This window comes from Methylorubrum extorquens (assembly GCF_024169925.1).
In the GTDB taxonomy this organism is placed as follows: domain Bacteria; phylum Pseudomonadota; class Alphaproteobacteria; order Rhizobiales; family Beijerinckiaceae; genus Methylobacterium; species Methylobacterium extorquens_A.
On sequence record NZ_JALJXF010000001.1, the window covers coordinates 2,898,913 to 2,922,630 of the forward strand.

Sequence of the window (23,718 nt, forward strand, 5' to 3'; positions counted from 1 at the left end):
GCTATCCCTTCAGTCGTGACGTCGCGGGTGAGAGCGGTGCCCGCCCACGTTGGGTCGGGCACCGCTCGATCCTCTTGTTTTGCCGCGCTTTCTTTCGACGAACCGGGACCCGCTTCGTCGGACAGCGCTCGAGGGGCGGTGATGCCGGGACAGATGCAGCAGGCGGATCCGGACCTCGACCGCGCCCTGGCTCCTGCGCACCGCGCCTGGGAGGCGCTCCGGGAGCATGCCCTGCCGCCCTCCCCGCGGAACTACGAATTGCTGCACGTCTTCTTCACCGGTGCCAATCCACCGCTGAGTGAACGCCTCGCGCCCTGCCTTGCACCCGGTGGGACGCTGACCGAGGAGCAGGCGAGCGCGCTCTACGACACCTGCATCGCCGCGACCGCGTCGGAGGCCTCCGTGCTCGACGGGGCCGGCCGGCTCGCGGAAGCGGCCGGTGCCCTGGCGGAACGCGTCGCGGGCAGCCGGAGGGCGCTTGCCGGCTATGGTGATGCCCTGACCCATTGGTCCGGCCGCCTGAATGCGCGTCCGACCGCCGATGAGCTGATGACGGCGCTCGTCGCGCTCATCGGCGAGACCGAGCAGGCGCAGACCCGAAACCACTTGCTCGAAGAGCAGCTCTCGGCCTCCGCCGCCTACATCGCCAAGCTGCACAAGGATCTCGTCGATACGCAGCGCGCGGCGGCGACCGATGCGCTGACGGGGCTTGCCAACCGCAAGGCCTTCGACGGGTTCCTGCGCGACTCGATCGCCCGGACCCGGATCGATTCCGGCAGCACCTTCTCCCTGCTCATGCTCGACATCGACCACTTCAAGGGTCTCAACGACCGGCACGGCCACCGCTTCGGTGATCAGGTGCTGCGCCTCGTCGGACGGTTGCTCAGCGCGAAGACGACGGATCGCGACCTCGCCGCGCGCTACGGCGGCGAGGAATTCGCGATCGTGCTCGGCGAGGCCGACATCGGTGCCGGCGTCGCGCTCGCCCAAGAGATCTGCAGCCGGCTGCGGGGCCAGCGGCTGGTCAAGCGCGGCACCGGCGATGTCCTGGCACAGGTCACGATCTCGGCCGGCGTCGCACAGTACCGGCCGGGCGAGGCCGCCCGCGATGTGATCGAGCGGGCCGACCGCGCGCTCTACGAGGCCAAGCGGACCGGCCGCGACCGCGTCTGCCCGACGCCGCGGGCTGCGGTCACGTGAGGTCTCGCGGCAATCAGAGCATCGTCCTGGATATCGGATCCGGGGCCGATGCTCGAGCCTTCTGACTTTGCATCGTCTCTTTCCGAAAGCCGGGGACCACCTTTCGGGACGATGCTCTAGCGGAAGTCGGTCGGCGCGAGGCCGTAGCGGGCGATCTTGTCGTAGAGGGTTTTTCGCGGGACGCCGAGGGATTCAGCGGCCCCCCGCACGTCGCCGCCGGCCATGATCAGCTCCTCGCGGATCAGGCCGCGCTCGAACCGCTCGACCTGTTCGGACAGGCTGAGAACCGCCGTCGGCGCCGCCTCCGGGGCGGCCTGGCCCGCAAGACCCAGCGCGCAGCGTTCGGCGAAATGATCGAGTTCGCGCACGTTGCCCGGCCAGGAATGGCGCAGGAGGTGGTCGCGCACCGCCGCCGTCACGGGGGGCGCCTCGCGGCCGAACCGGGCGGCGGCGCGGGCCAGGAAGTGCTGGAACAGCAGCAGGATGTCTTCCCGCCGCTCCCGCAGGGGTGGGATCACGACCGTCACCACGTTGAGCCGGTGGAAGAGGTCGTCGCGGAACGTGCCGGCGGCGGCCTCCTGGCCGAGATCGACCTTGGTGGCCGAGACGACCCGCATATCGACCGGCCGCTGCTCGTTAGTGCCCAGCGGCTCGACCACCCGCTCCTGCAGCACCCGCAGCAACTTCACCTGAAGCGCCAGCGGCATGCTCTCGATCTCGTCGAGGAACAGCGTGCCGCCCTGCGCGTGCTCGATGCGCCCGACCCGGCGCTTGAGCGCTCCGGTGAAGGCGCCGGCCTCGTGGCCGAAGAGTTCGCTCTCCACCACGCTGTCGGGCAGCGCGCCGCAATTCATCGCGACGAAGTTCTTCGAGGCCCGCCGGCTCCAGCGGTGCAGGGCGTTGGCCACCACCTCCTTGCCGGAGCCCGTCTCGCCGAGGACGAGCACATCGACGTCGGCACCGGCCACGTCGCGGACGAGGCGGCGCAGGCGCACGATCTCCGGCGAGATGCCGAGGAAGGCGGGATCCTCCTCGATCGCCGCGTCGAGCCGGGCGATGAGCCGGCGGTTTTCCAGAATGAGCCGTCGGCGGTCGAGGGCGCGGCGCACCGAACCCATCAACGCTTCGGCCGGGTAGGGCTTGGCGAGGAAGTCGTAGGCGCCCGAGCGCATCGCGGCGACCGCCATCGAGATGTCGCCGTGCCCGGTGATGAGGATCACGGGCAGATCGGGGTCCTCGGCCCGGATTCGCTCGAACAGGGCGCGCCCGTCGAGGCCCGGCAGGCGCACGTCGGTGACGACCACCCCCGGCGGTTCGGCCCGGATCGCCGCGAGCGCGGGCTCGGCCGCTTCGAAGGTTTCGACCCGGAAACCGTCGAGTTCGAGGCTCTGGCGGTTGGCGCGCCGCACATCCTCCTCGTCGTCGATGAAGACGATCCGCTCGGCGGCGCCGTCCGGCTCGTTGCTCATATCGCCTCCAGGCTCCCGACCGGCTTTGCGTTCCGCTTGTGCCCCGCCTCGTCCGCCGGGGCCGGGGCGCGGGTCAACTCCATCCGGAAGGTCGTGCCCTCGACGCCCGAGCGCAGCCCGAGCGTTCCGCCGCACTCCTCGACGATGCCGCGGCAGATCGCCAGACCGAGCCCGAGCCCTTCGGATTTCGTGGTGAAGAACGGATCGAACACCTGCGCCCGCACGGCTTCCGGAATGCCCGGTCCATTATCGGCGACCTCGACGGCAATCCGCGCCTCGCTGGCCTCGACCCGTAGGGTGATCCACGGCTCCGGACGGCCGGTCACGGCATCGAGGGCGTTCTGCAGCAGGTTGACGACGACCTGTTCCAGGCGTGGCCCGTCGCCGAGCACGGCGAGATCAGGCGCAGGCGGCGGCGCATCAAGGGCGATGCCGGCTTGCGCGGCGCGCCAGGAGACGACTTCGAGGCTTCCGCGGACGATGTCGGCGAGGCGCACCGGCTCGCGCCGGCCCGAGGCGCGGCGGGCGAAGCCCTTGAGCTGGCGGGTCAGCGTGCCGATGCGCTCGGTCAGCCGACCGATCGCGGAGACGTTCTCCGCCGCATCCTCGATGCGCCCGCGGCGCACGAGGATCGCGGTGTTGTCGGCATAGGAGCGGATCGCGGCGAGCGGCTGGTTGATCTCGTGAGCCATGCTGGCCGCGAATTGCCCGAGTGCTGCGAGCCGCCCGGCCTGAGCCAGTTCGCGGCCGAGGCGCTCGCGCTCGGCCTCGGCGCGGCGGCGCTCCTCGATTTCCGCGAGAAGCTGCCGGTTGGCCTCGCTGAGCGCGTGCGTGCGTTCGGCCACCCGTGCCTCCAGCTCTTCGCGCCGGGCGGCGGCCTCGGCAAGCCGGGTCCGCATCCGCCGCCGCCGGCCCATCAGCATGGCGAGCCCTGCCCAGGCGAGACTCGTCGTCAGCAGGGCGATCACCCGCCCCTGCGCCCGCTCGCGCTGAACCGCGGCGGCGATCGGGGTCAGGGTGTGGAGGCGCCATTCCGTTCCGGGGATCGGGGCGTCGAGCATCAGCGCCGGCCAAGCGGGCTTGGCGCCGCTGCCGACCCGCACGAGGTCACCTGCATCCGAGGCCGCGTAGAGCGGCAGAGGCGAGAGCGGCGCCTCGCCGAACTCGAGTGCTTCGCGGATGCGCTTGCGCTCCGCCTCATCGACGGTGCGCAGCGCCTTGAAGCGCCAGCTCGACTCGCTCGCCACCAGCACGATGCCGCGGGCATCGGTGACGAACACGCTCTCGCGGCTCGCACGCCACGCCGCCTCGATCGCGTCGAACTCGATTTTGACGACGACGACTCCGGCTGCGCGGGGCAGCCGGCGGGCGAGATAGTAGCCCGGCCGGCCGCTGACCGTGCCGAGGGCGAATTGCGAGCCGGAGCCGGTCGCCATCGATTCCTTGAAATACGGGCGAAAGCCGTAGTCGCGGCCGATGAAGCTCTTCTCGGCCGTGGCGTTGCTCGCGGCGACCGTCACGCCGTCGGCGCTGATCACGTAGATCACGGCCGCACCGGTCGCCTCGGCGATTTGCGCGAGGCGATCGTTCACCCCCTCCACGAGGCTGCGTTCGGGTATGGGTTCCACGACGCGGGAGATTTCGGGGTCCGCGGCGAGCGCGAGCGGCAGTGAACTCTGCGTTTGCATCTCGGCCCGAAGCGCCGCGACTTGGAGCCCGAGGGTCGAGGAGGCCGAACGCCTCAGATCGGCGAGCGCCCACCGCTCCGCCACCCGCCCGCCGAGCCAACCCGCCAGCACGAGAGCGGCGAGCCCCGCCACCACCACGAGCGCGCGGCGGTAATCCTTCGCGGACAGCGGAGCGGCGACGATCACCGCGGCAAATCCAGTCCGAAATTCCGGAACGATCCGGGACCCTGCGTGCGGTTCACCGCAACCGGCCTTCCGACGCCTTGTGCGTGCGAACGTGAAATATCATTCATTTCAGTGCTTTAACAAAAAGTTATCACCGCCGAAGAATTGGCATGCCGGTTGCCATTCCCTGATCGTAACGCAGCCATGACTGAACTGCAGAGCTGTGTGCCGAGAGGCCAAAAACAAGAGCGGACGGTACCGGAATCCTCCCTGGGAGGCGTTCGACGAACCGATCCGACGGACCGTCCATCGTCCGACAGGGAGCAACGCCCATGGCCACCGTGCCGTCCCCATTGACCGCGCCTCACGCGCCGCCCGCACCCAAGCCGCTCTACCGCACGCTGTACTTCCAGGTGCTGGTCGCCGTCGCCATCGGCATTGCCCTCGGGCATTTCTACCCGAAGCTCGGCGCCGACATGAAGCCGCTCGGCGATGCCTTCATCAAGCTCGTCAAGATGATCATCGCGCCGGTGATCTTCCTCACCGTGGTCTCCGGCATCGCCGGCATGACGAACCTCGAAAAGGTCGGCCGCGTCGGCGGCAAGGCGCTCGTCTACTTCATTACCTTCTCGACGCTGGCGCTGATCGTCGGCCTCATCGTCGCCAACATCCTCCAGCCCGGCCACGGCCTGCATATCGACCCGAACTCGCTCGATCCGAAGGCGGTCGCGACCTATGCCGGCAAGGCCAAGGAGCAGAACATCGCCGACTTCCTGATGAACATCATCCCGACCACGGCGGTCGGCGCGTTCGCGGGCGGTGAGATCCTCCAGGTTCTGTTCTTCTCGGTGCTGTTCGGCTTCGGCCTCGCCTTCCTCGGCGAGCGTGGCAAGCCGGTGCTCGACATCATCAAGGTGATGTCGGAGGCCATCTTCGGCGTCGTCAACATCATCATGAAGGTCGCCCCCATCGGCGCCTTCGGCGCGATGGCCTTCACCATCGGCAAGTACGGCATCTCGTCGCTCGCCAACCTCGCCTACCTCGTCGGCGCCTTCTACCTGACCTCGGCGATCTTCGTGCTCGGCGTGCTCGGCGCGGTCGCCCGCTACAACGGCTTCTCCATCCTCAAGCTCATCCGCTACATCAAGGAAGAGCTGATGCTGGTGCTCGGCACCTCCTCCTCGGAGTCGGCCCTGCCCTCGCTCATCGACAAGATGGAGAAGGCCGGCTGCTCGCGTCCCGTCGTCGGCCTCGTGGTCCCGACCGGCTACTCGTTCAACCTCGACGGCACCAACATCTACATGACGATGGCGGCGCTGTTCATCGCCCAGGCCACCGACACCCCGATCACCTACGGCGAGCAGATCCTGCTTCTGCTGGTTGCCATGCTCTCCTCGAAGGGTGCGGCGGGCGTGACCGGCTCGGGCTTCATCACGCTGGCCGCGACGCTCGCCGTCGTCCCCTCCGTGCCGGTCGTCGGCATGGCGCTGATCCTCGGCATCGACCGCTTCATGTCGGAGTGCCGCGCCCTCACCAACTTCATCGGCAACGCGGTGGCCTGCATCGTCGTCGCCCGCTGGGAAGGTGAGGTCGACGAGGCCAAGCTTCACGCCGCGCTGGGTGGCAAGCCGATCGCCGAGGCGGCCCTCGCCCCGGTCCTCCAGCCGGCTGAGTGATCCGGTCAGGAGGGCGCACCGTCCTGCGTCCTTCGTCCGGTATGGGAGCCGCGGCAGCCGGAATAGGGCTGCCGCGGTTTCTCGCTTTTCGGGACACACCCCAGGCTCTATAGACCGGCGCGTCGCGGCACTGCGTCGCGATTTAGGGAGGTTTCATGCTTAAGGGACGCTGCCATTGCGAGGCCATCACCTACGAGATGCCGACCGAGGTGGCCCATAGCGCGCTCTGCCACTGCTCGGATTGCCGGCGCCATTCCGGTGCGCCGATGGTCGGCTGGGCGATGGTGCCGGCCGAGCGCGTGACGATCTCCGGCGAGCCCTCCGTCTACGCCTCCTCCGAGCACGGACGGCGGCATTTCTGCGGGCGATGCGGGACCAGCCTGTTCTACGTCAACGAGCAGATGCTGCCGGGCATGATCGACGTGCTGACCGGCACCCTCGACACGCCCGAAGCCCTGCCGCCGCAGGTGCATATCCAGGTGGCCGAACGCCTCGCCTGGATGGAGGAGGCGCACCGGCTGCCGAGCTTCGAGCGGTTTCCGGCTGGCTGAGGTCGCTCAGAACGCGCTCAGCCGTCGGCGAACCCGCTCGACGAAACGCGCGCGCATCGGCTCCGTGGCTCCGTCCATGCCGGTGAGCGCGATCCAGTCGAGCCGGCAGCGCCGGGCGCAGAGTGGGCGGATGCCGAAGCGGAACAGCCGCCAATCGGGCCAGCCGACGAGCCAGAGCAGCCAGCGCGGCGAGCCGTAGGTCGTCACCACCGCGATCCTGCGGATGTTGGTGAGGCGCGGCTGAAGCACCTTCGCGCCACCCAGCGCGAAGGCCACGCCGGGCAGCCAGACTCGGTCGAACCAGCCCTTCAGCATGGCCGGCGGCCCGAACCACCATGTCGGGTAGACGAGGACCAGCGCCTCGGCCCGGCGCAGGGCGGCGACATGGCCGGCGATGTCCGGCCGCTCGGCGCCCTCGTCGTAATAGGCGCCCCGCTCCTCCGCTCTCAGCCGCGGATCGAAGTTCTCCTCGTAGAGATCGAGCCGTTCGACCCGGTGGCCCGCCGCTTCGAGCGCCGCGGCGGCGGTGTCGCGCAGCGCCGCGTTGAAGCTGTCGCGGCGGGGATGGCAATGGACCAGCAGGACGCGCATCGGCTAAGGGGCCGGCGCGTCCGCCGTCCGCACCCGGTCGAGTAGCGCGGCATCGGCGTAGCCGTCGGGCACGAGGCCCTTCGCTTCCTGAAAGGCGCGGATCGCGGCGCGGGTCTTGGGGCCGATTTTGCCGTCGGCGCCGCCGGCTGGATGGCCCAGCGTCGTGAGCCTCGTCTGAAGGTCGGTGCACTCCTCGGTCGTGAGCATGCGGTCGCTCCGCGGCCAGTCGCGGGTGAAACCGGGCGCGCCACGCAGCCGGTCGGAGAGGTGGGCCACGGTGAGCGCGTAGGCGAGCGCCGTGTTGTAGCGCAGGATTACCCGGAAGTTCGGCTCCAGCAGGAAGGCCGGCCCCTTTGCCCCCGTCGGCAGCAGCAGGGCGGCGCGGCGCTCCGCATCGTCAGGGAAGGTGCCGTTGGTGGACTTAAGGCCGAGCGTCCGCCATTCGGAGAAGGGCCGCTCGGTGGTCTCGTCGGCGAGCCGGTAATCAAACCCGTCCGGCAGCAGGACCTCAGAGCCCCAGCCCTCGCCCGCGCGCCAGCCGGACTGCTTCAGGAAATTGGCGGTCGAGGCGAGCGCGTCAGGCACCGAGTGCCAGATGTCGCGCCGGCCGTCGCCGTCGAAATCGACCGCGTGGCGCAGGAAGGCGGTCGGCATGAACTGGGTATGGCCCATGGCGCCGGCCCAGGATCCGCGCATCCGTTCCGCGTCGGCATCGCCGTCGGCGAGAATCTTCAGGGCCGCGACGAGTTCGTCGCGCCACAGGCCGGGCCGGGCGGGATCGCCACAGGCCAGCGTCGCCAGCGCCGGCACGACGGGACGGATGCCGGAGCCTTCGAGGGCGGCCCCGTAATTCGACTCGACGCCCCAGAAGGCGACGAGAACATGCCGATCGACGCCGTAGGCCGCCTCGATCCGCCCGAGAACTTCGGACCACTGGGCGAGCTTGGCTTGGCCCGTCGCGATCCGCTCCGGCGTGACGCTCGCCTCGATATACTCCCAGACCGGCTTCACGAACTCGGCCTGCGATCGGGTCGCCGGCACCACGGCCGGATCGGGTGCGACCCCCGACAGGGCCGGCCCGGTCACCGTCCGGGGCACGCCGCGCTCCTCGGCGAGCGTCTTCAACTCACCGAGGCAGCGCGCGAAATCCGGCGGCGCCGGATCGGTCGGTGCCTCGGCCCGCGCCGGGATCGGCCCGGCGAGGATCGCGGTGGCGAGAAGGAGCGCTTTGGCAGAGGGCTGCATCGGGGCAGCCTTAACCATTTCTCCGGCTGATCGCGAGGCCGGGCGCGTCAGCTTCCGAAGGCGCTCGCCCGGGCGAAGGCAGCGGCGAAGCCGGAGAGCGGCACGGTGATGATCGTCGGCTCCTTGGCGTCCGGCTTCGTCGCCGAGATGGTGAGGCTGGTCGCCGTCTTCATCGTGTCGGTGGCCAGCGTCGGCAGGCTGACCGGCACCAGGCAGCCGTCGCTGACGCAGAACGAGTAGGGCGCACCCTTGCCGAGTTGCCGGTCGTCGAGCTTGAACGAGACGCCGGGCTCGATCTGAAGGCCGAACGGCATCAGGATCAGCCCCTCGCTCTTCCCGTCCTTGGGCGGCCTCAACTCGAGGCTGAACAGCCGCTTGCCCGTGCGTCGATCACCCTGCGACTGGATGATCACGCAATCGGTGCGCGCCTCGGCGCGGTTGCAGTTCATCGTCCAATCGCCGTAGCTCTCGCTGACCGAGCTGGCGCCGGGGGGCCACTGGGCCGATCCGGAGGCGGCCGCGGGCTCCAGCACCGTACCGGAGGGGGCGGCGCTCGCCGGCTCTTTCGCCTCTTCCTTCTTCGGGGCCGGCTTGCGCGGGCGCGGCTTCGGTCGCGCGGCCGGCTCGGCGGGGGCGGCCTCCGGAGCGGTCTCGGCGGCGCCATCCTGAGCGACGGCCATGTCCGGCCCGACCAGGGCCATCAATCCGGCGAGCAGAAGCGCCGTGGAGGACGCGGTTCCGCGAGACAGGGACGGCATGGTGGAGCTCCTGCGAGTGTCGTCCGGGGCTCTGGGGGTACCTCACAAAACGCTACAGCACCGATCGTCTCCCTTGCGGGGACAGCGGCGCGGCAGGCGGGTCGTGAAAACCACTAAGCCCTTGTTTTATCGTGCTCTATTGTGCCGAACCGTATCCACTTCGGCGGCTAGCGCTCTAGCTCCGCTTGCCCGAGGATGCAATTGCATGAACGCCGCACAGCACTGCGACAATGGACTTTGCGGTCGAGCCTGGAATGATTCCACGAAAATCAGGACAATATCGCATCTGAAGGTGGGACTATTGAGCAATCGATGGCGTTGGAAACGGTCATGAGCAGCCTCTACGATCACGTCCCGCGCGATGCGCGCGGTGTCCCCCATCCCCTGTCGCAATACCGCGGCAAGGTGGTCCTGGTGGTCAACACCGCCTCGAAATGCGGGTTCACACCGCAATATCAGGGCCTCGAGACCCTGTGGCGGCGCCATCGTGCCCGTGGCCTCGTGGTGCTCGGCCTGCCCTGCAACCAGTTCGGCGCCCAGGAGCCGGGCGATGCCGCCGCCATCGAGCAGTTCTGCTCGCTGACCTACGACGTGACCTTTCCGGTCCTCGCCAAGGTCGAGGTCAACGGCCCCGGCGCCGACCCGCTCTACGTCGATCTCAAGCGCGAGAAGCCCGGCCTGTTCGGCACGCAAGCCATCAAGTGGAACTTCACGAAGTTCCTGATCGGCCGGGACGGCCGGGTGATCGGCCGCTTCTCGCCGTCAACGAAGCCCGAGGCCTTGGACGGCACGATCGAGCGGGCCCTGGCAGAGGCGGGCGAGTAACCCTTACCGCCCCGCCCGCGCCGGATCGATCGCCGGCAACTCGCCGGGGGGGAGGCCGGGGATCGCGGCGGATGCCTGCGGCGCCTCAACGCCGCGGGCGCGGTTGGCAAGCGCCACGGTTAGCTTCTCGGCGGGGTCCGAGCCCATCAGGGCCAGCACCTCGGCCATCTTGCGCGGGTTCATCGCCAGCACGATCGGCACCAGCGTTTCGAGGTTCAGGCGGTCGAAGACCCGAGCCGCGTCCTTCGGCTTCATCGTCTCGTACATGAGGACGATGCCCTTCATCCCGGCCTTCTCGGCCTCGGCGCGCTTGGTCCCCTCGGACCCGACCTTGTCCTCGGCCCCCTTCAGGTCGGCGACACCGGTTTCGAGCTTGCGCTCGGCGTCCTTGAGCATCTGCTCGCGCAGGTCGAGTTCGTCACGGCGTTGCTTGAGGGTGTCGCGGCGTGCCGCGAGCTTTTCCAGGATCGCCCGCTCGCTGTCCGACACCGGCTCCTGCACCTGCGGCTGGTAGACCGGCGGCGGGGCGGGTTCCGCCTTCTTCGGCGGCGCCGAGACGGAGCCCGTGGTCGTCGGGTCGGTTGGCTCGTAATTGGTGCGTGCCTTGGCCAGCACACGGGCGAAATCCGGCAGCGGCGCGCCGGGCGCCGGCTCGTCTGCGGCGACCAGCGCGGTGAGCTTGAGCACGAGAAGCCCGATCGCCGCCAGGGTCACGGCGTCGATCAGGCGCAGCCGGAAGGGGCGCGCCGGAAGGCTCGCGAGACGTGCGAGTCGGCGCGCGGGAAGGGTCATGCGGCCCTGGCCCGGAGGCGATCGAGGGCGCGTTCGGACAGAGCCTGGGCCGCGGCGAGTGCCGCGCCGACGCGCTCGCCGTTGCCGATGGCGGGCACGGACTCGACGGCCACCGGACGCGGCGCGGCGGCGGGCGCTGCCGTGGCGGTGGTCCGCGCTTGGCCGACGATGGCCGCGATGCGGCTGATGACGCTCTCCCCCGCCTGCACATGCGCGGCGAGATCGGTGCTGGTGCGCTCGGCACCGGCGAGACGCTCGGTCAGCGTCCGGTCGCACTCGTCGAGGGTGGCGCGCAGGCCGGCGATGGCCCGCTCGGCGGTGGCGCTCGCCACCATGAGGTCGCCGATGGTGGAGCGCAGGGCCGCCTCGTCCGCCTTGAGCCGGTTGATGCGCCCCGACAGCTTCACCGAGGAGGCGATGGTGGCAACCAGAAGAACGGCGACGAGCACGTCGGCGGCCATCGAGACGAAGAAGGTCATCATGGTCTTCCCTGCCGCTACCCGTCGTTACGGTTCTGCATCGAGATCTCGTAGGCCTGCAGCGTTGTGCGGGACTGCCGCAGCGGCCGGGCGATCTGCACCGCGATCGCGTCGTCGATCCGGCCGATCCGCCCTTGCGTCAGCGCCCAGTCGCCGCAACGCACGGTGATGAGGTCGGAAGGCTTGCGGTCGAACATCAGCGTGTCGCCGACCTTGAGGTTGAGCACCCGCTTCAGGGGCAGCGTGACCTCGTGCAGCACCGCCTCCATGTCCACATCCGCCTGCCAGATCTCGGTGGCGAGGTGGCTCTCCCAGACCTGATCGCGCCCGAGCCGCTCGCCCATGAAGCTCTGCATCAGCAGATCACGGATCGGCTCTACCGTCGCGTAGGGGAACAGGATCTGCATCCCGCCGCCGCGCCCGTCCATGTCGAGCTTGAGCGTGATCAGGATCGCGGCATTGCCGGGCCGGGTGATGGTGGCGAAGCGCGGGTTGGTCTCGATCCGGTCGATGCCGAAGCGCACCGGCGAAAGCGGCTGGAACGACAGTTCGAGGTCGGTGAGGATGATCTCGACGAGGCGGCGCACGAGGCTCATCTCGATCGTGGTGAAGGGCCGCCCGTCGAGCCGGCTCGACGAGCCGCCGCGTTTGCCCCCCAGCAGCAGATCCATGGTCGAGTAGGCGAGCGTCTGCTCGACAGTGACGAGGCCCGAGCCCTCCCAGGAATCGGCCTTGAACACGCCGAGCAGGGTCGGCAACGGGATCGCGTTGAGATAGTCGCCGAAGCGGACCGAGGTGATGTTGTCGAGGGTCACCTCGACGTTGTCCTGGAAGAAGTTGCGTAAGGACGTCGACAGCAACCGGATCATCCGGTCGAAGACGATTTCCAGCATCGGCAGACGTTCGTACTGGACGACGCCCGAATCGACGATGGCGCGCACGCCCCCCGCGCCGGAGGCGGAGAGTTCGCGTAGCGAGAAGCCGAGGACGCCGTCGATCTCGTCCTGATTCAGGATGCGGTCGTTGCCGGCGAGTTCGGGGAGATTCTCGGTCTCCCCGTCCTCGATCATCGTCGCCCATTCGGCGGCGACGTCGCCCGCACTCTTGGTCGTGCCCTGCTCGGCGAGCGCCGCGCCCCACTCCTCAGCCAGCGACGCGTCGCCGCCACCGCCCTCGCCGCCCTGCTCGGCAAAGGCGGCCGCCCAATCGTCCTCCAGCTCGTCCTCGGGGCCGATCATGCCTGTCGCGCGCTCGCGTCTATCTTACGAAAGGGGGATTCGGAGAGATCTGTGTTTCGGGACGGGATGGCCGCGCGGTTCACTGAACGATCACGTCCTTGAACAGCACCGCCTCGGCCTTGGCCGGGTGCAGCGCGATGTTGACCCGCCGCAGCAATTCCTCGCGCAGGCGGTAGAGGCCGGCGGAGCCGGCCAGATCGCTCGCCCGGATCTCGCGCAGGTAGGTCTGGAAGGCGTCCTCGACCCGCGGCATCAGCGGCTTGACCGTCGCCTCGACCTTGGCGTCCTTCAGCTCCAGCGCGACGCGCAGCTTGAGCACGTTGGCCTTGGTCGCCCCCGGATCAGGGCTCAGGTTCACCAGCATGTCGCGCATGTCGAGGAACACCGCCTGCGCCTTCGGGTCGAGCTTCTCGGCCCCGTGCTCGCCGTGATCGGCATGCGCGGCCCGGCTCTTCATGAAGAAGAACCCGCCCCCGCCGCCGCCGAGCAGCAGCACCGCGGCCGCGATGATGATGAGCTTCTTCTTGGACTTCGGCGCTTCGCCTGAGCCCTCCTCGCCGTCCGCCGCGGGCGCCTTCTTCGGCTTCTTGGCCATGTTCTGCTCGTCGGCAAACCGGGTCGGGGCGGTGGGCGGGGCTCGCGCGCGGCGCGCAATCCCCTTGCCTCCGTTCTCGGCCGACGTGGTTAACCTTCGGTTAAGGCGGCAGAACTTGCCGGGTCGGACTTGCCGCCGTCCCGCGGCGGGCTGGGGTCGGTCCAGGGCTCAGCTTCCAACAAACCACTGATCATTAAGGTAAAAACCAAGTTTTCGGGATTGGCACGGCCCCTGCGGTGGAGAGCACGAACCCGTCGCCATCCGAGGCACACCATGCAGAACGCGCTCTTCGTCGGAGTCTCCGCCCAGACCGCCCTGGCTCGCGAACTCGACGTCATCGCCAACAACATGGCCAACGTCTCGACCACCGGCTTCAAGGCGCGCTCGGCCCGCTTCCAGGAATATCTGATGCCGGTGGCCTCCGCCGACAGCTTCCAGCGAACCGACCGCCGCGTCTCCTACGTCATCGACCAGGGCACCCCGCTCGACCTGACGCAGGGGCCGGTGGAGTCCGACAGCAACCCGATGCACGTGGCCCTGCGAGGCGACGCCTTCCTCACCGTCCAGACGCCACAGGGCCTGCGCTACACTCGCAACGGCGCCTTCGAACTCGACGCCACCGGCAACCTCGTCACCTCGGACGGCCATGCGGTGCAGGGCGACGGCGGCCCGATCACCATCGGGCAGCAGGAGACGGGGCTCGCCATCGCCCCCGACGGCACGATCTCGACCAATCTCGGCATCCGCGGCCGGCTGCGCCTCGTCACCTTCGCCAACGCGCAGGCGCTGAAGTCGGAGGGCGCCAACCTGTTCTCGTCCGAGGCGCCCGCGCGGCCCGCCGGCCCCGGTGTCCATCTGGAGCCCGGCGCGCTGGAGCGCTCCAACGTGAAGCCGGTGGTGGAGATGACCCGGCTGATGGATGTGAACCGCACCTACTCGATGGTCTCGAGCGTGATCTCGCGCCTCGACGAACTGCGCGGCACGGCGATCCGCCGTCTCGCCGACGTCGCCTGACACACCGGCTCTAGCCTTCTGTTTTGTCACGCTTTCTCTCGACGAACCGGCCTCCACTTCGTCGGAAAGCGCTCTAAGGACCGACGCCGATGCGCGCCCTCTACGCCGCCGCCACGGGCATGGCGGCCCAGGAACTCAACGTTCAGGTCATCTCGAACAACATCGCGAACCTGCGCACCACCGGCTACAAGCGCCAGCAGGTGCATTTCCAGGATCTGCTCTACCAGAACCTGCGTCGCTCCGGCTCCTCGACCTCGGACCAGAACACGATGCTGCCTGCCGGCCTCGCGCTGGGCTCGGGCGTGAAGACCACCTCGACCGCCCGTGCGATGAGCCAGGGGCCGCTGGCGCAGACCGAGAAGGATTACGACGTCGCGATCCGCGGCGAGGGCCTGTTTCGCGTCCGCCTGCCGGATGGGCGCACCGCCTATAGCCGCGACGGTTCGTTCGACCTCGACGCGCAAGGGCAGATGGTCACCCGCGACGGCTACCTTCTCGATCCGGGCGTGACGGTGCCCAACACCGCGACCTCGGTGACAATCTCGGCCACCGGCGCGGTGCAAGCGACCATGCCCGGCCAGACCGCGCCGCAGGCGCTCGGCCAGTTCCAGCTCGCCCGCTTCGTCAACAAGGTCGGCCTCGAATCGATCGGCGACAACCTGTTCGTCGAGACCGCGGCCTCGGGCCCCGCCATCACCGGCCTGCCGGGCTCGGAAGGCTTCGGCAATCTGCAGCAGCGCTACCTCGAAGAAGCCAACGTCAACGCGGTCACCGAGATCTCGTCGCTGATCGCGGCGCAGCGCGCCTACGAGATGAACTCCAAGGTCGTCACCGCCGCCGACCAGATGCTCTCCACCACCTCGCAGATGTTCCGCGGCTGAGGATTCGACCCGTGATGCACGCCCTCCGGCCGATCCGCCGTCCCGTCCCGCTGGCCGTCACCCCGCTCTCCCGCGGCGTGATCGGCCGGACCGTCCTCGCGCTGGCCGCCTTCCTCGCGGTGACCCTGTTCACCCTGCCGCTCATGGCCGCCGGCACGACGCTGCGCCTGCGGGGCGACGTCACCGCCCGCGGCGACACCCTCAGCTTCGGCGACCTCGTGGAAGGCGCCCCCGCCGAGCTTGCCGCCCGCGCGCTGTTCCGGGCGCCGGCCCTCGGCGCGGTCGGCACGATCCAGGCACGCCGGATCATCGAGGCGGCGGCCTCCCTCGGCCTGACCGGAATCGAGACCGGCGGGTGGGTCCAGGTGACGGTGCAGCGTGCTGCCCGCCGGGTCGGGGCGACGGAGATCGAGGCGGCGCTCAAGCGCGCGCTGGAGACCGGTTACGGCCTCGATCAGAAATCCCTCTCGGTGCGCCTCGACGGCGATGCGCCGATGCTGCTCGCCCCGCTCGATCTCGACGGGCAGGCGGCGGCGGTCGATGTCACCTACGATCCGCGGACGCGCCGGGTCGCCGGCCTCGTGGTGCTCGGCGAGCGTCAGGCCTCGCTGCGGGTCGCCGGCGTGGCGGTCGAGACCCGCGAGGTCGCGGTGCTGACCCGCAGCCTCAATCGCGGCGAGGCGGTCGCCAGCGCCGACCTCACCGTCGAGCGCCGCCCGCGCGACGGCGTGCCCAACGACGTGCAGGGCGCGCCGACCCTGGTCGTCGGGCAGGTGGCGCAGCGTCCCCTCAGCGCCGGCGCCGTCCTGCGCTCCGGCGACGTGGCGCCGCCCGATCTCGTCGCCCGCGGCGACAGCGTCGCCATCGTGTTCGAAACCCCCGGCGTGTCGCTGTCGCTGCGCGGCATCGCCAACGAGAGCGGCCGGCTCGGCGCCAGCGTCTCGGTGACGAATGCCGCCTCGAAGAAGGTGCTGCAGGCCGTGGTGATCGCCCCGGGGCGGGTCTCGGTGGGCCCGATCTCGCAGCCTCAGCCGATCCTTCAGGCCAGCGCGGCCCCGTGAACCGCGCCTCCTCCCTTCCGTCTCTCTCCCCTTCCCGCCAGCGCCGGACCCATCCGATGACCGCTCGCCGTCCCCGTCTCTCCCGCCTCGCCGTGATCCTGGCGCTCGCGCCGCTTGGCGCCTGCAACACCGTGGACCGCCTCTCGCAAGTCGGCGCCACGCCGACGCTCTCGGCGATCGAGGACCCGACCGCCCAGCCCGGCTACCGGCCGGTGCGCATGGCGATGCCCGACACGAGCCCTGTCTCCTACGCGCCGAACTCCCTGTGGCGCACGGGTTCGCGGGCCTTCTTCAAGGATCAGCGCGCCGCGCGGATCGGCGACCTGCTCACCATCAAGGTCAACGTGACCGACCGGGCCAACCTCAACAACGAGACCAAGCGCTCGCGCACCAACGCGGAAGGCTTCGGCCTGCCCAACGCCTTCGGCCTGGAGAACAGCGCGGGCGTGGCCGCGGCCGGCATCGCTCCGGACAAGCTCATCAACGGCACCTCGACCTCGTCGAGCGACGGGGCCGGCTCGGTTCAGCGCGCCGAGACGGTGACCACCAACGTCGCCGCGGTCGTCACGCAGGTGCTGCCCAACGGCAACCTCGTGGTCGAAGGCAAGCAGGAAATCCGCATCAATTTCGAGGTGCGCGAGCTGATCGTGGCCGGCGTGGTGCGGCCCGAGGACATCGAGTCGGACAACACCATCGATTCGAGCAAGATCGCGCAGGCCCGCATCGCCTATGGCGGCCGTGGCCAGATCACCGACGTGCAGCAGCCCCGCTACGGCCAGCAGCTCGTGGATATCCTGCTGCCGTTCTGATCGGCTCTCGCGAAGCGCCCGCCCCATCGCCGTGCCCGATGGGGACATGAGCGGTGACCGGGCGCTCGCTGAAGCGCTTCCAAAAGGAGGGAGCCGGCGCCCTCCCCAAGCGAAAAGCGAGAGCCGCGCCTTGGATATCGGATCCAGGACGCGGCTCTCGCCTGTTGTTCCGCATCGTCGTCTTCCGAAAGCCGGCCTCCGTTCGGGGCGCGGCTCCGGACGCGTCAGTGCTCGGTGCCGGGCCGGTTCGGGCGCGGTGCTTCGCCGTGGGCCTCGGTGAAGGCCGAGCGGTGCGGGTCGTTCTTCGACTGCGCCACCCGGCCCCGCTGCCAGATCGCGAAGGCCGCGACGAGGACAATGGTGACGATGGCGAGCAGCGGAATTAGCACGTCGTTCGACATCGCCATTTCCTCCGATGATTGTGTTCGGGGGCAAGCGGCGCGCGGATGAAAAGGTTCCGGAAGATCGCGCTTAGATATCACACCGCGCTGCGGCAAGTTTTCACAAGTCTTTGACGGGCTTCGGAACGATGCCACTTCACGGCTTCGCGAGCGAAAAGCGTTCGTGAGCCGGCCGTAGCGCCGCGGGATGGCGCGCACTCAGGGCCCGGCTCCGCCGAGGCGGCGTTGTCCGCTCGCGTCCGGTTTCTCGCCCCATCGATGCCAGGCCATACGAGGTCGATGTCGCACGGCGACCGCCGGGGCGTCATCGCAGCCCCGGACCGTGTCGCCGATGCTTACAGGCTGCGCGAGAACACCAGCGGGCCGCCCTGCGGACCGCGACCGTAGGGCGAGGGCGAGAGGGAGGGACGGCCGTAGACGGTGGGCGTGCGCGCTTTGGCGACTTCCTCGGCCAGCGCCTTGATCAGCCCCTCGGAGACGGCGCGGGCGGTGGCGAGCACCTGTTGGTTGGTTTCCACCACGGCGGCGAAGCGATGCTGGGCCGCTTTCAGCGCCTCGAGCCCCTCCGGTGCGAAGCGGGCGAGCGCGATCGCGTTGGCCTTGGCCGCCTCCAGGCCGTTCATGTAGGCGGAGGCGAGTTCGGATTTCGACACGGAGTCCGTCAGCGCCTGGGCGATGCGCCCAGCCCGCACGCCGTCGCTCTCGCGGGTCAGCACCGCTTCCAGCTCGATCATGGTGGCGAGCAGCCCGCGCACGAAGGTCTGGGCCGAGGGGCGGTCGGTGAGGCGCAGGGCGAGGGTCCGATCAGCGGCCATTGCCCGCCTCCTGCATGCGCATCATCTCGGAATAGACCTGATTGCTGATGCCGACGCCGCCGGTCTTCACGATGGCGTTGGCGTATTCCTTGGTCATCATCGAGCGCCAGACGCCGCCGCCGGTGCCGTTCTCGCCGAGGGGGCCGTCGGTGCCCTCGCTCTGCGTCAGCTTCTCCAGGCTGTCCTCCAGGAACATCTTCTCGAAGTCGTCGGCGGTCTTGCGCGCCTTGGTCGAGGCGGTGGACTTGGCCGCATCTATCGTGTTCGCGTCGGTTTTCGCGAGCGTGTTGAGCAGGTTCTTGCCGACGCCGACGGCGGCCGACGCCGCGAAGGTTGCGAGGGGCAGCATGGTGCGATCTCCCAATCCAAAAAAAGTTACATCAGCTCGATGTCGGCCTGGAGCGCGCCGGCCGTCTTGATCGCTTGAAGGATCGAGATCAGGTCGCGCGGGCCGACGCCGAGGGCGTTGAGGCCGTCGACGAGTTCGCGCAGGCTCACGCCCTCCTTCACCAGGGCGAGCTTGTTGCTGTCGCCGGTATCCACCTTCACCCCGGTGCGCGGCACCACCGCGGTCTGGCCGTTCGACAGCGGCGCGGGCTGGCTCACCATCGGCTGCTCGGTGATCGTCACCGTGAGGTTGCCTTGCGCGATGGCGACCGTAGAGACGCGCACGTCGCGGCCCATCACGATGATGCCGGAGCGCTCGTCCACCACGACGCGCGCGGTCTGGTCGGGTTCGACCTTGAGCTGCTCGACCTCGGTGATGAGGCGGATCATGTTGCCGCGGTACTTGGCCGGAATCTGGAGAGTGATCGTCGCCGGGTCGGTCGGCTCGGCGGTGTCGGCACCCATGAAGTCGTTGATCGCCGAAGCGATCCGCTTGGCGGTGGTGAAGTCGGGGTTGCGCAGCGACAGCCGCAGCGAGCGCGCCTCGTTGAGCTTGAACGCCATCTCGCGCTCGACCAGCGCGCCGTTGGAGATGCGCCCGTTGGTCGGCACGCCGCGGGTGATCTTGGCGGCCTCGCCCTCCGCCGCAAAGCCGGCGATCGCGACCGAGCCCTGCGCCAGGGCGTAGATCTCACCGTCGGCGCCGAGCAGGGACGTCGCCACCAGCGTGCCGCCCTGAAGCGACTTGGCATCGCCGAGCGAGGAGACCGTCACGTCGATATGCGTGCCCTGAGTCGCGAAGGGGGGGAGGTTGGCCGTCACCATCACCGCCGCGAGGTTCTGGGTGCGCATGGTCGCGCCGCGGGTGTTGATACCGAGCCTCTCCAGCATCGCCTGCAGGGACTGCTTGGTGAAGGGGATGTTGTTGAGGGTGTCGCCGGTGCCGTTGAGGCCGACCACGATGCCGTAGCCGACGAGCTGGTTGGTGCGCACGCCCTCGACGGCGGCAAGATCCTTGACCCGCGACAGGGCGCTGGCGGGGGCCGGCGGAAGCAGGACCGCGAGGCAGGCGAGCACCGCGACGAGACGGCGGGCGAACAGGGCAGGAGACAGGGGACGAGGCAGGGGCATCGGAACTCGGCAGCCGGACCAGGCGACTTTACGCCGGTTCGATCTCTGCCAGGGCCGTGCCAAACCATAAGGTATTGATAGTAGGCAAGTTTTTCTTTTTCGGTGCTGCCGGAGCGGCGTGAGGGACGAGAGCGTTTCCTGCCGCCCCGGCAGCTTCTGCCGGGCTGTTTACCGGCGCTTAACCCTGTCGGCCGATGTCTTCGGAGATCGGCACCCGCCGTGCATCGGCGGGTGCGAGAAGGTTTCGAACCATCATGCGCGTCGACACACGCTTTGCCGCGGCCGCCGCGGGTGCGCTCAACGCCACCCGCCGCGCCGCCGCGCCGGGCGCCTTCGCCCCAGCGACGGGCGCGGAAGAGACGCCTCGGGCGGCGACCGCGGGCGCGAGCCAGACCGGCATGCTCACCGGGCTCGACGCCCTCCTCACGCTCCAGGGCCAGGACGGGGCCGACGCGCAGAAGGAGCGCCGCCGCCGCTCGGTGCAGCGCGGGCACGACCTGCTCGACGGGCTCGACCGGCTGAAAGCCGCGCTGATCGGCGGCCGGGTGGCGACGCGCGACCTTCAGGCCATCGCCGGCCGCCTCGCCGAGCGGAATGCGGAGAGCGGCGATCCCCGCCTCGACGGGCTGGTGGCCGAGATCGAACTGCGCGCCGCGGTGGAACTCGCCAAGCTCGAAGCGGCGCGCGGCGCCTGAACACGAAAAGGGCCGGACCCCTTTTCGAGGTCCGGCCCGCACGATCACCAGTAATAGGGTCGCGGTCGGTAATAGCCGTAGGGCCGGTAGAGCGGCCGCGGGCGATAATATCCGGGGGGCGGGCCGCCCCAGTAGCGCCGTGGACCCCAGTTCGGGCGGCAGATGCCCCAGGGATTGGGGTGGAAGCCCGGCCCGCAGCCACCGGCGGTGCGCTCCACGAGCGCGTTGTCCGTCGTGGTCGCGAGGGGCGCGGGGCTGAAGGGCGCCGCCTGAGCGCTGCCCGCGACACCGAGGCTGCCGGCGATCACCGCAGCCAATGCGAACGCCTTCGCGTGCGTCATCGTACGATTTCTCCGTTGCGGCCGGAATAGACGGCCGATGCCGGAAGCTAGGTTTGCCTCGATGAACCGAAGCTGACTGGATCCCCGCCTCCCGCGGTGCTGTGCGATCACTGTTCGCGAGCGCAGTACACATCGATGTGATGGGTGAAGGGGGCTTCCGTTGCTTGTCGGGTGGCTGCCAAGCGCCTTACCCAAGCCGCAGACTCTGCGAGGATGCTGCCGTCCCTTCCGCTCAGTGTCTCGGCGCGATTGACGGCCCCGCTCCGATCTCCGACAAGGCTGCCCGCGTGAGCGGGCGCGCGCCGGTCTCGCCGGATCGCCAAGGGAATCGTCCGCGCCGCGATGCTGTTCAACTCCTTCGTCTTTCTGCTCGCCTTCCTCCCGGCCGCGCTGGTGCTGCACGCCGCCGCCGAGCGCTATCGGCCGCAGGCGCGGCTGCCGCTTCTCGTCGGGCTGTCCTTCGTCTTCTACGCGTGGTGGGATTGGCGCTTCCTGCCGCTGCTCCTCGCCTCCATCGGCGTGAACTGGCTCGTGGCCCGCGCCCTGCCGCGGGACCGCACCGGCTGGCTGTTTCCGGTGGCGCTCGCGGGCAACCTCGCGGTGCTCGGCGCCTTCAAGTATCTCGGCTTCCTCACCGATCTCGCCGACCTGATCCCCGGCATCGATCTCCCGCGGATCGATCTCGCCCTGCCGCTCGGGATCTCGTTCTTCACCTTCCACCACATCATGTACCTAACGGACCTCAGGGCCGGGCGCGCGCCGGCCTTCGGGCTCACCCGCTACGCCCTCTACATCGCCTTCTTCCCGCAGGTTCTCGCCGGCCCGCTCGTGCGCTGGAGCGAGATCATGCACCAGTTCGAGGAGCGCCCCTATGCGCGCCCCGACGCCGCCGAGCGGATCGGGCGCGGGTTGATGCTGCTGACCGTGGGCCTCACCAAGAAGGTGTTCCTCGGCGATCCGCTCTCAGGTTACGTCAACCCGGTGTTCCAGGCGGCCGCCGCCGGCAAGGCGGTGACGATGGCCGAGGCGTGGCAGGCGACGCTCGGCTTTAACTTCCAGATCTATTTCGACTTCTCCGGCTACACCGACATGGCGCTCGGCCTCGCGCTCCTGTTCGGCATCGTGCTGCCGCAGAATTTCGACGTGCCCTACCGCGCCACTTCGCTGCGCGACTTCTGGCGGCGCTGGCACATGACGCTGTCGCGCTTCCTGCGCGACTACCTCTACATCGCTCTTGGCGGAAACCGCCGCGGCCTCGCGATGCAGGTCGGCGCGCTGTTCGCCACCATGACGCTGGGCGGCCTCTGGCACGGGGCGGGCTTGACCTTCGTCGCCTGGGGCGCTGCCCACGGTGTGGGCCTCGGGGCGGGTGTGCTCTGGCGCCGGGCGGGCGGACGGCTACCGCATCTCCTCGGCTGGGCGCTGACGGCCGGATTCGTGATCCTGACCTGGGTTCTGTTCCGTGCATCCTCGTTCGAGGCGGCTTTGGCGATCTACAAGGGGCTGTTGGGGTTGGCCCCCGCGGGAACGGGCTTCAAGTGGCGCACCATCGCGATTGCCGCCGCCGTCGCGATGATCGGCCCCACCGCCTGGGCCGCCGTGCACCGCCTGCCGCCGAATCGCTGGCTCGCCGCCGCCTTCGGCCTGTTGTTCGTCGTCGTGCTCCTCAGGATCGGGGACGATGCGAACTACGAATTCATCTACTTCCAGTTCTGAGATGGCATCCGTCTTCGGCAGTACTGGGCCGCGGGAATGGGCGGCCTTCGCGCGCCTGTTCGGGCGCACCGCAATCGGCCTCATCGCGGGCTACCTCGCGCTCGCCTTCCTGATCGATCCCTACGACAGCGGGCGCTCGACCCTATTCTCTGCCGGCGCCGTGCGCCCGCAGGGCCCGCGCACCGCCGCCGCGTCACGCGGGCGCGACCCGGCTTTCGCGGGGGCGGTGTTCGGCAATTCCCACATCCAGCTGATCGAGCCCGCGCGGCTTACGGCGGCGACCGGCATTCCCTTCGTTCAGCTCTCCGTGCCCGGAACCGGCCCCGGAGAGCAACTCGCACTGCTCGGTTGGTTTCTGCGCCACCATCCGGCGCCGAAGGCCGTGATCCTCTCCGTGGACGACGCGTGGTGCACCGGCGATCCGGCGCTGCCCAGCGACAGGCCGTTCCCGTTCTGGCTCTACAGCTCCGATCCGCTCTCCTATCTCCGGGGTCTCCTGCGCGTGTCCGTGGCGCAGGAGGTCGCCGGCCGCGTCGGCTGGCTCGTCGGCGCGCGCGCCAGGCGCGCGGTCGCCGACGGCTGGTGGGACTACGAACTAGATTACCTGAGGTTCGGTGCCCTCGATGACGAACGCGCCCGCGCCGCGCGCGAAACACCGGTCCCCGACGTGGTCGCTCCGGGCAAGGCCGGGCCGGACTTTCCCGCCGCGGACCGTCTGGCCACCGCCCTCGCCGCACTGACGGCCGAGACCGCCGTGGTCATGGTGTTCCCGCCGGTCTACGCCGCCGGCCTCCCCCGGCCCGGCACGCCGCGCGCCCACGCCGAGGCTGCGTGCCGGAATGCAGCGGCGGCGGCGCTGCAGCGGCACGGACGCAGCGCGCTCATCGACGCGCGTCGCGAGCGGCCGGCCCTCCACGATCCCGGCTTGTTCTTCGATCAGACCCATTACCGGCACGCCCTCGCCCGCCCCCTGGCTGACGAGATCGCCGCCGCCCTCATCCGGCTGCGCGGTGTGCCCTGAAGCGGGATGGCCTCATCGTCGAACACATCCCTGCCTTCGAGAGCAGCGTACACCGTGCGCCTGCGACAGCGAATTCGCCGGCTCAACCTGATGTCGGGTCGGGGGCCACCTAAGCGTGTCGTCTTTGCCGCATCGCGAGAGCTTTTTACGCGAGATCGTGCGAGGCGGCATCCG

At 69.4% G+C, this 23,718-nt stretch carries 25 protein-coding genes; 11 read left to right on the forward strand and 14 right to left on the reverse strand.

Going from position 1 to position 23,718, the window contains the following annotated elements; genetic code table 11:
• Positions 1 to 141 precede the first annotated feature (141 nt).
• Positions 142 to 1,200, forward strand: coding sequence for a GGDEF domain-containing protein (locus J2W78_RS13670; RefSeq protein ID WP_253371284.1), 1,059 nt, complete (start codon positions 142 to 144; stop codon positions 1,198 to 1,200).
• Between the two features lie 116 nt (positions 1,201 to 1,316).
• On the opposite strand, the gene J2W78_RS13675 is transcribed toward J2W78_RS13670, so the two are convergent.
• Both J2W78_RS13675 and J2W78_RS13680 read right to left on the reverse strand, forming a co-directional pair.
• Positions 1,317 to 2,669, reverse strand: coding sequence for a sigma-54-dependent transcriptional regulator (locus J2W78_RS13675; RefSeq protein ID WP_253371286.1), 1,353 nt, complete (start codon positions 2,667 to 2,669; stop codon positions 1,317 to 1,319).
• Positions 2,666 to 4,543 carry a sensor histidine kinase gene (locus J2W78_RS13680; protein ID WP_253371288.1) on the reverse strand — a complete coding sequence of 626 codons (1,878 nt, stop codon included), beginning with the start codon at positions 4,541 to 4,543 and terminating at the stop codon, positions 2,666 to 2,668. The genes J2W78_RS13675 and J2W78_RS13680 overlap by 4 nt, the downstream gene beginning before the upstream one ends.
• 311 nt (positions 4,544 to 4,854) lie before the next feature.
• Between J2W78_RS13680 and J2W78_RS13685 the strand changes: the two genes are divergently transcribed.
• The gene (locus J2W78_RS13685; protein ID WP_253371290.1) at positions 4,855 to 6,198 is read left to right on the forward strand and encodes a dicarboxylate/amino acid:cation symporter; all 1,344 of its coding nucleotides are present in this window, start codon (positions 4,855 to 4,857) and stop codon (positions 6,196 to 6,198) included.
• Positions 6,199 to 6,353: 155 nt separating this feature from the next.
• Positions 6,354 to 6,749: a GFA family protein gene (locus J2W78_RS13690; RefSeq protein ID WP_253371292.1), complete on the forward strand. Its 396-nt coding sequence runs from the start codon at positions 6,354 to 6,356 to the stop codon at positions 6,747 to 6,749.
• Between the two features lie 6 nt (positions 6,750 to 6,755).
• Here J2W78_RS13690 and J2W78_RS13695 read toward each other — a convergent pair whose 3' ends face one another.
• From J2W78_RS13695 to J2W78_RS13705, 3 genes are read right to left on the reverse strand one after another with little or no spacing between them, the layout of a single operon-like run.
• Positions 6,756 to 7,340 carry an NAD(P)H-dependent oxidoreductase gene (locus tag J2W78_RS13695; protein WP_253371294.1) on the reverse strand — a complete coding sequence of 195 codons (585 nt, stop codon included), beginning with the start codon at positions 7,338 to 7,340 and terminating at the stop codon, positions 6,756 to 6,758.
• Between the two features lie 3 nt (positions 7,341 to 7,343).
• The gene (locus J2W78_RS13700) at positions 7,344 to 8,585 is read right to left on the reverse strand and encodes a lytic murein transglycosylase (protein WP_253371296.1); all 1,242 of its coding nucleotides are present in this window, start codon (positions 8,583 to 8,585) and stop codon (positions 7,344 to 7,346) included.
• A 47-nt stretch (positions 8,586 to 8,632) separates the two neighbouring features.
• Positions 8,633 to 9,343 (reverse strand): invasion associated locus B family protein, encoded by a 711-nt coding sequence (locus tag J2W78_RS13705; RefSeq protein ID WP_253371298.1) that lies wholly within the window; start codon positions 9,341 to 9,343, stop codon positions 8,633 to 8,635.
• Between the two features lie 330 nt (positions 9,344 to 9,673).
• On the opposite strand from J2W78_RS13705, the gene J2W78_RS13710 reads away from it, so the two are divergent.
• Positions 9,674 to 10,168: a glutathione peroxidase gene (locus J2W78_RS13710; protein ID WP_253371300.1), complete on the forward strand. Its 495-nt coding sequence runs from the start codon at positions 9,674 to 9,676 to the stop codon at positions 10,166 to 10,168.
• 3 nt (positions 10,169 to 10,171) lie between these two features.
• On the opposite strand, the gene J2W78_RS13715 is transcribed toward J2W78_RS13710, so the two are convergent.
• The 4 genes from J2W78_RS13715 to fliL all read right to left on the reverse strand — a co-directional run bounded on the left by J2W78_RS13715 (position 10,172) and on the right by fliL (position 13,272).
• Positions 10,172 to 10,960 (reverse strand): MotE family protein, encoded by a 789-nt coding sequence (locus J2W78_RS13715; protein WP_253371302.1) that lies wholly within the window; start codon positions 10,958 to 10,960, stop codon positions 10,172 to 10,174.
• Positions 10,957 to 11,442 (reverse strand): DUF6468 domain-containing protein, encoded by a 486-nt coding sequence (locus J2W78_RS13720; protein WP_253371304.1) that lies wholly within the window; start codon positions 11,440 to 11,442, stop codon positions 10,957 to 10,959. The genes J2W78_RS13715 and J2W78_RS13720 overlap by 4 nt, the downstream gene beginning before the upstream one ends.
• 14 nt (positions 11,443 to 11,456) lie before the next feature.
• Positions 11,457 to 12,677 carry a flagellar motor switch protein FliM gene (gene fliM, locus J2W78_RS13725; RefSeq protein WP_056195371.1) on the reverse strand — a complete coding sequence of 407 codons (1,221 nt, stop codon included), beginning with the start codon at positions 12,675 to 12,677 and terminating at the stop codon, positions 11,457 to 11,459.
• A gap of 79 nt (positions 12,678 to 12,756) precedes the next feature.
• Entirely contained in the window at positions 12,757 to 13,272 is a 516-nt protein-coding gene (fliL, locus tag J2W78_RS13730) for a flagellar basal body-associated protein FliL (RefSeq protein WP_253371306.1), read from the reverse strand.
• Positions 13,273 to 13,545: 273 nt separating this feature from the next.
• Here fliL and flgF point away from each other — a divergent pair, with 273 nt between their 5' ends.
• The 4 genes from flgF (at position 13,546) to flgH (ending at position 17,037) form a co-directional block, all read left to right on the forward strand.
• Positions 13,546 to 14,286 carry a flagellar basal-body rod protein FlgF gene (flgF, locus tag J2W78_RS13735; RefSeq protein WP_253371308.1) on the forward strand — a complete coding sequence of 247 codons (741 nt, stop codon included), beginning with the start codon at positions 13,546 to 13,548 and terminating at the stop codon, positions 14,284 to 14,286.
• Between the two features lie 89 nt (positions 14,287 to 14,375).
• Positions 14,376 to 15,167: a flagellar basal-body rod protein FlgG gene (flgG, locus tag J2W78_RS13740; protein WP_003606772.1), complete on the forward strand. Its 792-nt coding sequence runs from the start codon at positions 14,376 to 14,378 to the stop codon at positions 15,165 to 15,167.
• A 14-nt stretch (positions 15,168 to 15,181) separates the two neighbouring features.
• On the forward strand, positions 15,182 to 16,228 hold the full coding sequence (gene flgA, locus J2W78_RS13745; protein ID WP_253374036.1) for a flagellar basal body P-ring formation chaperone FlgA: 1,047 nt from the start codon (positions 15,182 to 15,184) through the stop codon (positions 16,226 to 16,228).
• A gap of 56 nt (positions 16,229 to 16,284) precedes the next feature.
• The gene (gene flgH, locus J2W78_RS13750; protein ID WP_003606667.1) at positions 16,285 to 17,037 is read left to right on the forward strand and encodes a flagellar basal body L-ring protein FlgH; all 753 of its coding nucleotides are present in this window, start codon (positions 16,285 to 16,287) and stop codon (positions 17,035 to 17,037) included.
• Positions 17,038 to 17,261: 224 nt separating this feature from the next.
• Here the strand turns inward: flgH and J2W78_RS13755 are convergent, their stop codons facing one another.
• The 4 genes from J2W78_RS13755 to J2W78_RS13770 form a co-directional block, all read right to left on the reverse strand.
• Entirely contained in the window at positions 17,262 to 17,438 is a 177-nt protein-coding gene (locus J2W78_RS13755) for a hypothetical protein (protein WP_253371310.1), read from the reverse strand.
• Positions 17,439 to 17,773: 335 nt separating this feature from the next.
• On the reverse strand, positions 17,774 to 18,253 hold the full coding sequence (locus J2W78_RS13760; RefSeq protein WP_253371312.1) for a hypothetical protein: 480 nt from the start codon (positions 18,251 to 18,253) through the stop codon (positions 17,774 to 17,776).
• Positions 18,243 to 18,602: a rod-binding protein gene (locus J2W78_RS13765; protein WP_253371314.1), complete on the reverse strand. Its 360-nt coding sequence runs from the start codon at positions 18,600 to 18,602 to the stop codon at positions 18,243 to 18,245. Before J2W78_RS13765 ends, J2W78_RS13760 begins: the two co-directional genes overlap by 11 nt.
• 26 nt (positions 18,603 to 18,628) lie before the next feature.
• The gene (locus J2W78_RS13770; protein WP_253371316.1) at positions 18,629 to 19,771 is read right to left on the reverse strand and encodes a flagellar basal body P-ring protein FlgI; all 1,143 of its coding nucleotides are present in this window, start codon (positions 19,769 to 19,771) and stop codon (positions 18,629 to 18,631) included.
• A gap of 254 nt (positions 19,772 to 20,025) precedes the next feature.
• On the opposite strand from J2W78_RS13770, the gene J2W78_RS13775 reads away from it, so the two are divergent.
• Entirely contained in the window at positions 20,026 to 20,466 is a 441-nt protein-coding gene (locus J2W78_RS13775) for a flagellar assembly protein FliX (protein WP_253371318.1), read from the forward strand.
• A 44-nt stretch (positions 20,467 to 20,510) separates the two neighbouring features.
• Here J2W78_RS13775 and J2W78_RS13780 read toward each other — a convergent pair whose 3' ends face one another.
• Positions 20,511 to 20,807: a GCG_CRPN prefix-to-repeats domain-containing protein gene (locus J2W78_RS13780; RefSeq protein WP_253371319.1), complete on the reverse strand. Its 297-nt coding sequence runs from the start codon at positions 20,805 to 20,807 to the stop codon at positions 20,511 to 20,513.
• A gap of 342 nt (positions 20,808 to 21,149) precedes the next feature.
• Between J2W78_RS13780 and J2W78_RS13785 the strand changes: the two genes are divergently transcribed.
• Complete coding sequence (locus J2W78_RS13785) at positions 21,150 to 22,523, forward strand: MBOAT family O-acyltransferase (protein WP_253371321.1); 1,374 nt, start codon at positions 21,150 to 21,152, stop codon at positions 22,521 to 22,523.
• Position 22,524: 1 nt separating this feature from the next.
• A complete protein-coding gene (locus tag J2W78_RS13790) occupies positions 22,525 to 23,544 on the forward strand; it encodes a hypothetical protein (RefSeq protein WP_253371323.1) in 1,020 nt (339 codons plus the stop codon).
• Positions 23,545 to 23,718: the final 174 nt, after the last annotated feature.

Excerpts from the sequence above, each read along its gene's own strand:
- J2W78_RS13755 (WP_253371310.1), bottom strand. The coding sequence starts at position 17,438 with ATGTCGAACGACGTGCTAATTCCGCTGCTCGCCATCGTCACCATTGTC.
- J2W78_RS13700 (WP_253371296.1), bottom strand. The coding sequence starts at position 8,585 with ATGCAGCCCTCTGCCAAAGCGCTCCTTCTCGCCACCGCGATCCTCGCC.
- flgF (WP_253371308.1), top strand. The coding sequence starts at position 13,546 with ATGCAGAACGCGCTCTTCGTCGGAGTCTCCGCCCAGACCGCCCTGGCT.
- J2W78_RS13715 (WP_253371302.1), bottom strand. The coding sequence starts at position 10,960 with ATGACCCTTCCCGCGCGCCGACTCGCACGTCTCGCGAGCCTTCCGGCG.
- J2W78_RS13770 (WP_253371316.1), bottom strand. The coding sequence starts at position 19,771 with ATGCCCCTGCCTCGTCCCCTGTCTCCTGCCCTGTTCGCCCGCCGTCTC.
- J2W78_RS13675 (WP_253371286.1), bottom strand. The coding sequence starts at position 2,669 with ATGAGCAACGAGCCGGACGGCGCCGCCGAGCGGATCGTCTTCATCGAC.
- fliL (WP_253371306.1), bottom strand. The coding sequence starts at position 13,272 with ATGGCCAAGAAGCCGAAGAAGGCGCCCGCGGCGGACGGCGAGGAGGGC.
- J2W78_RS13785 (WP_253371321.1), top strand. The coding sequence starts at position 21,150 with ATGCTGTTCAACTCCTTCGTCTTTCTGCTCGCCTTCCTCCCGGCCGCG.
- J2W78_RS13780 (WP_253371319.1), bottom strand. The coding sequence starts at position 20,807 with ATGACGCACGCGAAGGCGTTCGCATTGGCTGCGGTGATCGCCGGCAGC.
- J2W78_RS13670 (WP_253371284.1), top strand. The coding sequence starts at position 142 with ATGCCGGGACAGATGCAGCAGGCGGATCCGGACCTCGACCGCGCCCTG.
- J2W78_RS13695 (WP_253371294.1), bottom strand. The coding sequence starts at position 7,340 with ATGCGCGTCCTGCTGGTCCATTGCCATCCCCGCCGCGACAGCTTCAAC.
- flgG (WP_003606772.1), top strand. The coding sequence starts at position 14,376 with ATGCGCGCCCTCTACGCCGCCGCCACGGGCATGGCGGCCCAGGAACTC.
- J2W78_RS13720 (WP_253371304.1), bottom strand. The coding sequence starts at position 11,442 with ATGATGACCTTCTTCGTCTCGATGGCCGCCGACGTGCTCGTCGCCGTT.
- J2W78_RS13760 (WP_253371312.1), bottom strand. The coding sequence starts at position 18,253 with ATGGCCGCTGATCGGACCCTCGCCCTGCGCCTCACCGACCGCCCCTCG.
- J2W78_RS13690 (WP_253371292.1), top strand. The coding sequence starts at position 6,354 with ATGCTTAAGGGACGCTGCCATTGCGAGGCCATCACCTACGAGATGCCG.
- flgA (WP_253374036.1), top strand. The coding sequence starts at position 15,182 with ATGCACGCCCTCCGGCCGATCCGCCGTCCCGTCCCGCTGGCCGTCACC.
- J2W78_RS13765 (WP_253371314.1), bottom strand. The coding sequence starts at position 18,602 with ATGCTGCCCCTCGCAACCTTCGCGGCGTCGGCCGCCGTCGGCGTCGGC.
- J2W78_RS13685 (WP_253371290.1), top strand. The coding sequence starts at position 4,855 with ATGGCCACCGTGCCGTCCCCATTGACCGCGCCTCACGCGCCGCCCGCA.
- fliM (WP_056195371.1), bottom strand. The coding sequence starts at position 12,677 with ATGATCGGCCCCGAGGACGAGCTGGAGGACGATTGGGCGGCCGCCTTT.
- J2W78_RS13790 (WP_253371323.1), top strand. The coding sequence starts at position 22,525 with ATGGCATCCGTCTTCGGCAGTACTGGGCCGCGGGAATGGGCGGCCTTC.
- J2W78_RS13775 (WP_253371318.1), top strand. The coding sequence starts at position 20,026 with ATGCGCGTCGACACACGCTTTGCCGCGGCCGCCGCGGGTGCGCTCAAC.
- J2W78_RS13705 (WP_253371298.1), bottom strand. The coding sequence starts at position 9,343 with ATGCCGTCCCTGTCTCGCGGAACCGCGTCCTCCACGGCGCTTCTGCTC.
- flgH (WP_003606667.1), top strand. The coding sequence starts at position 16,285 with ATGACCGCTCGCCGTCCCCGTCTCTCCCGCCTCGCCGTGATCCTGGCG.
- J2W78_RS13710 (WP_253371300.1), top strand. The coding sequence starts at position 9,674 with ATGAGCAGCCTCTACGATCACGTCCCGCGCGATGCGCGCGGTGTCCCC.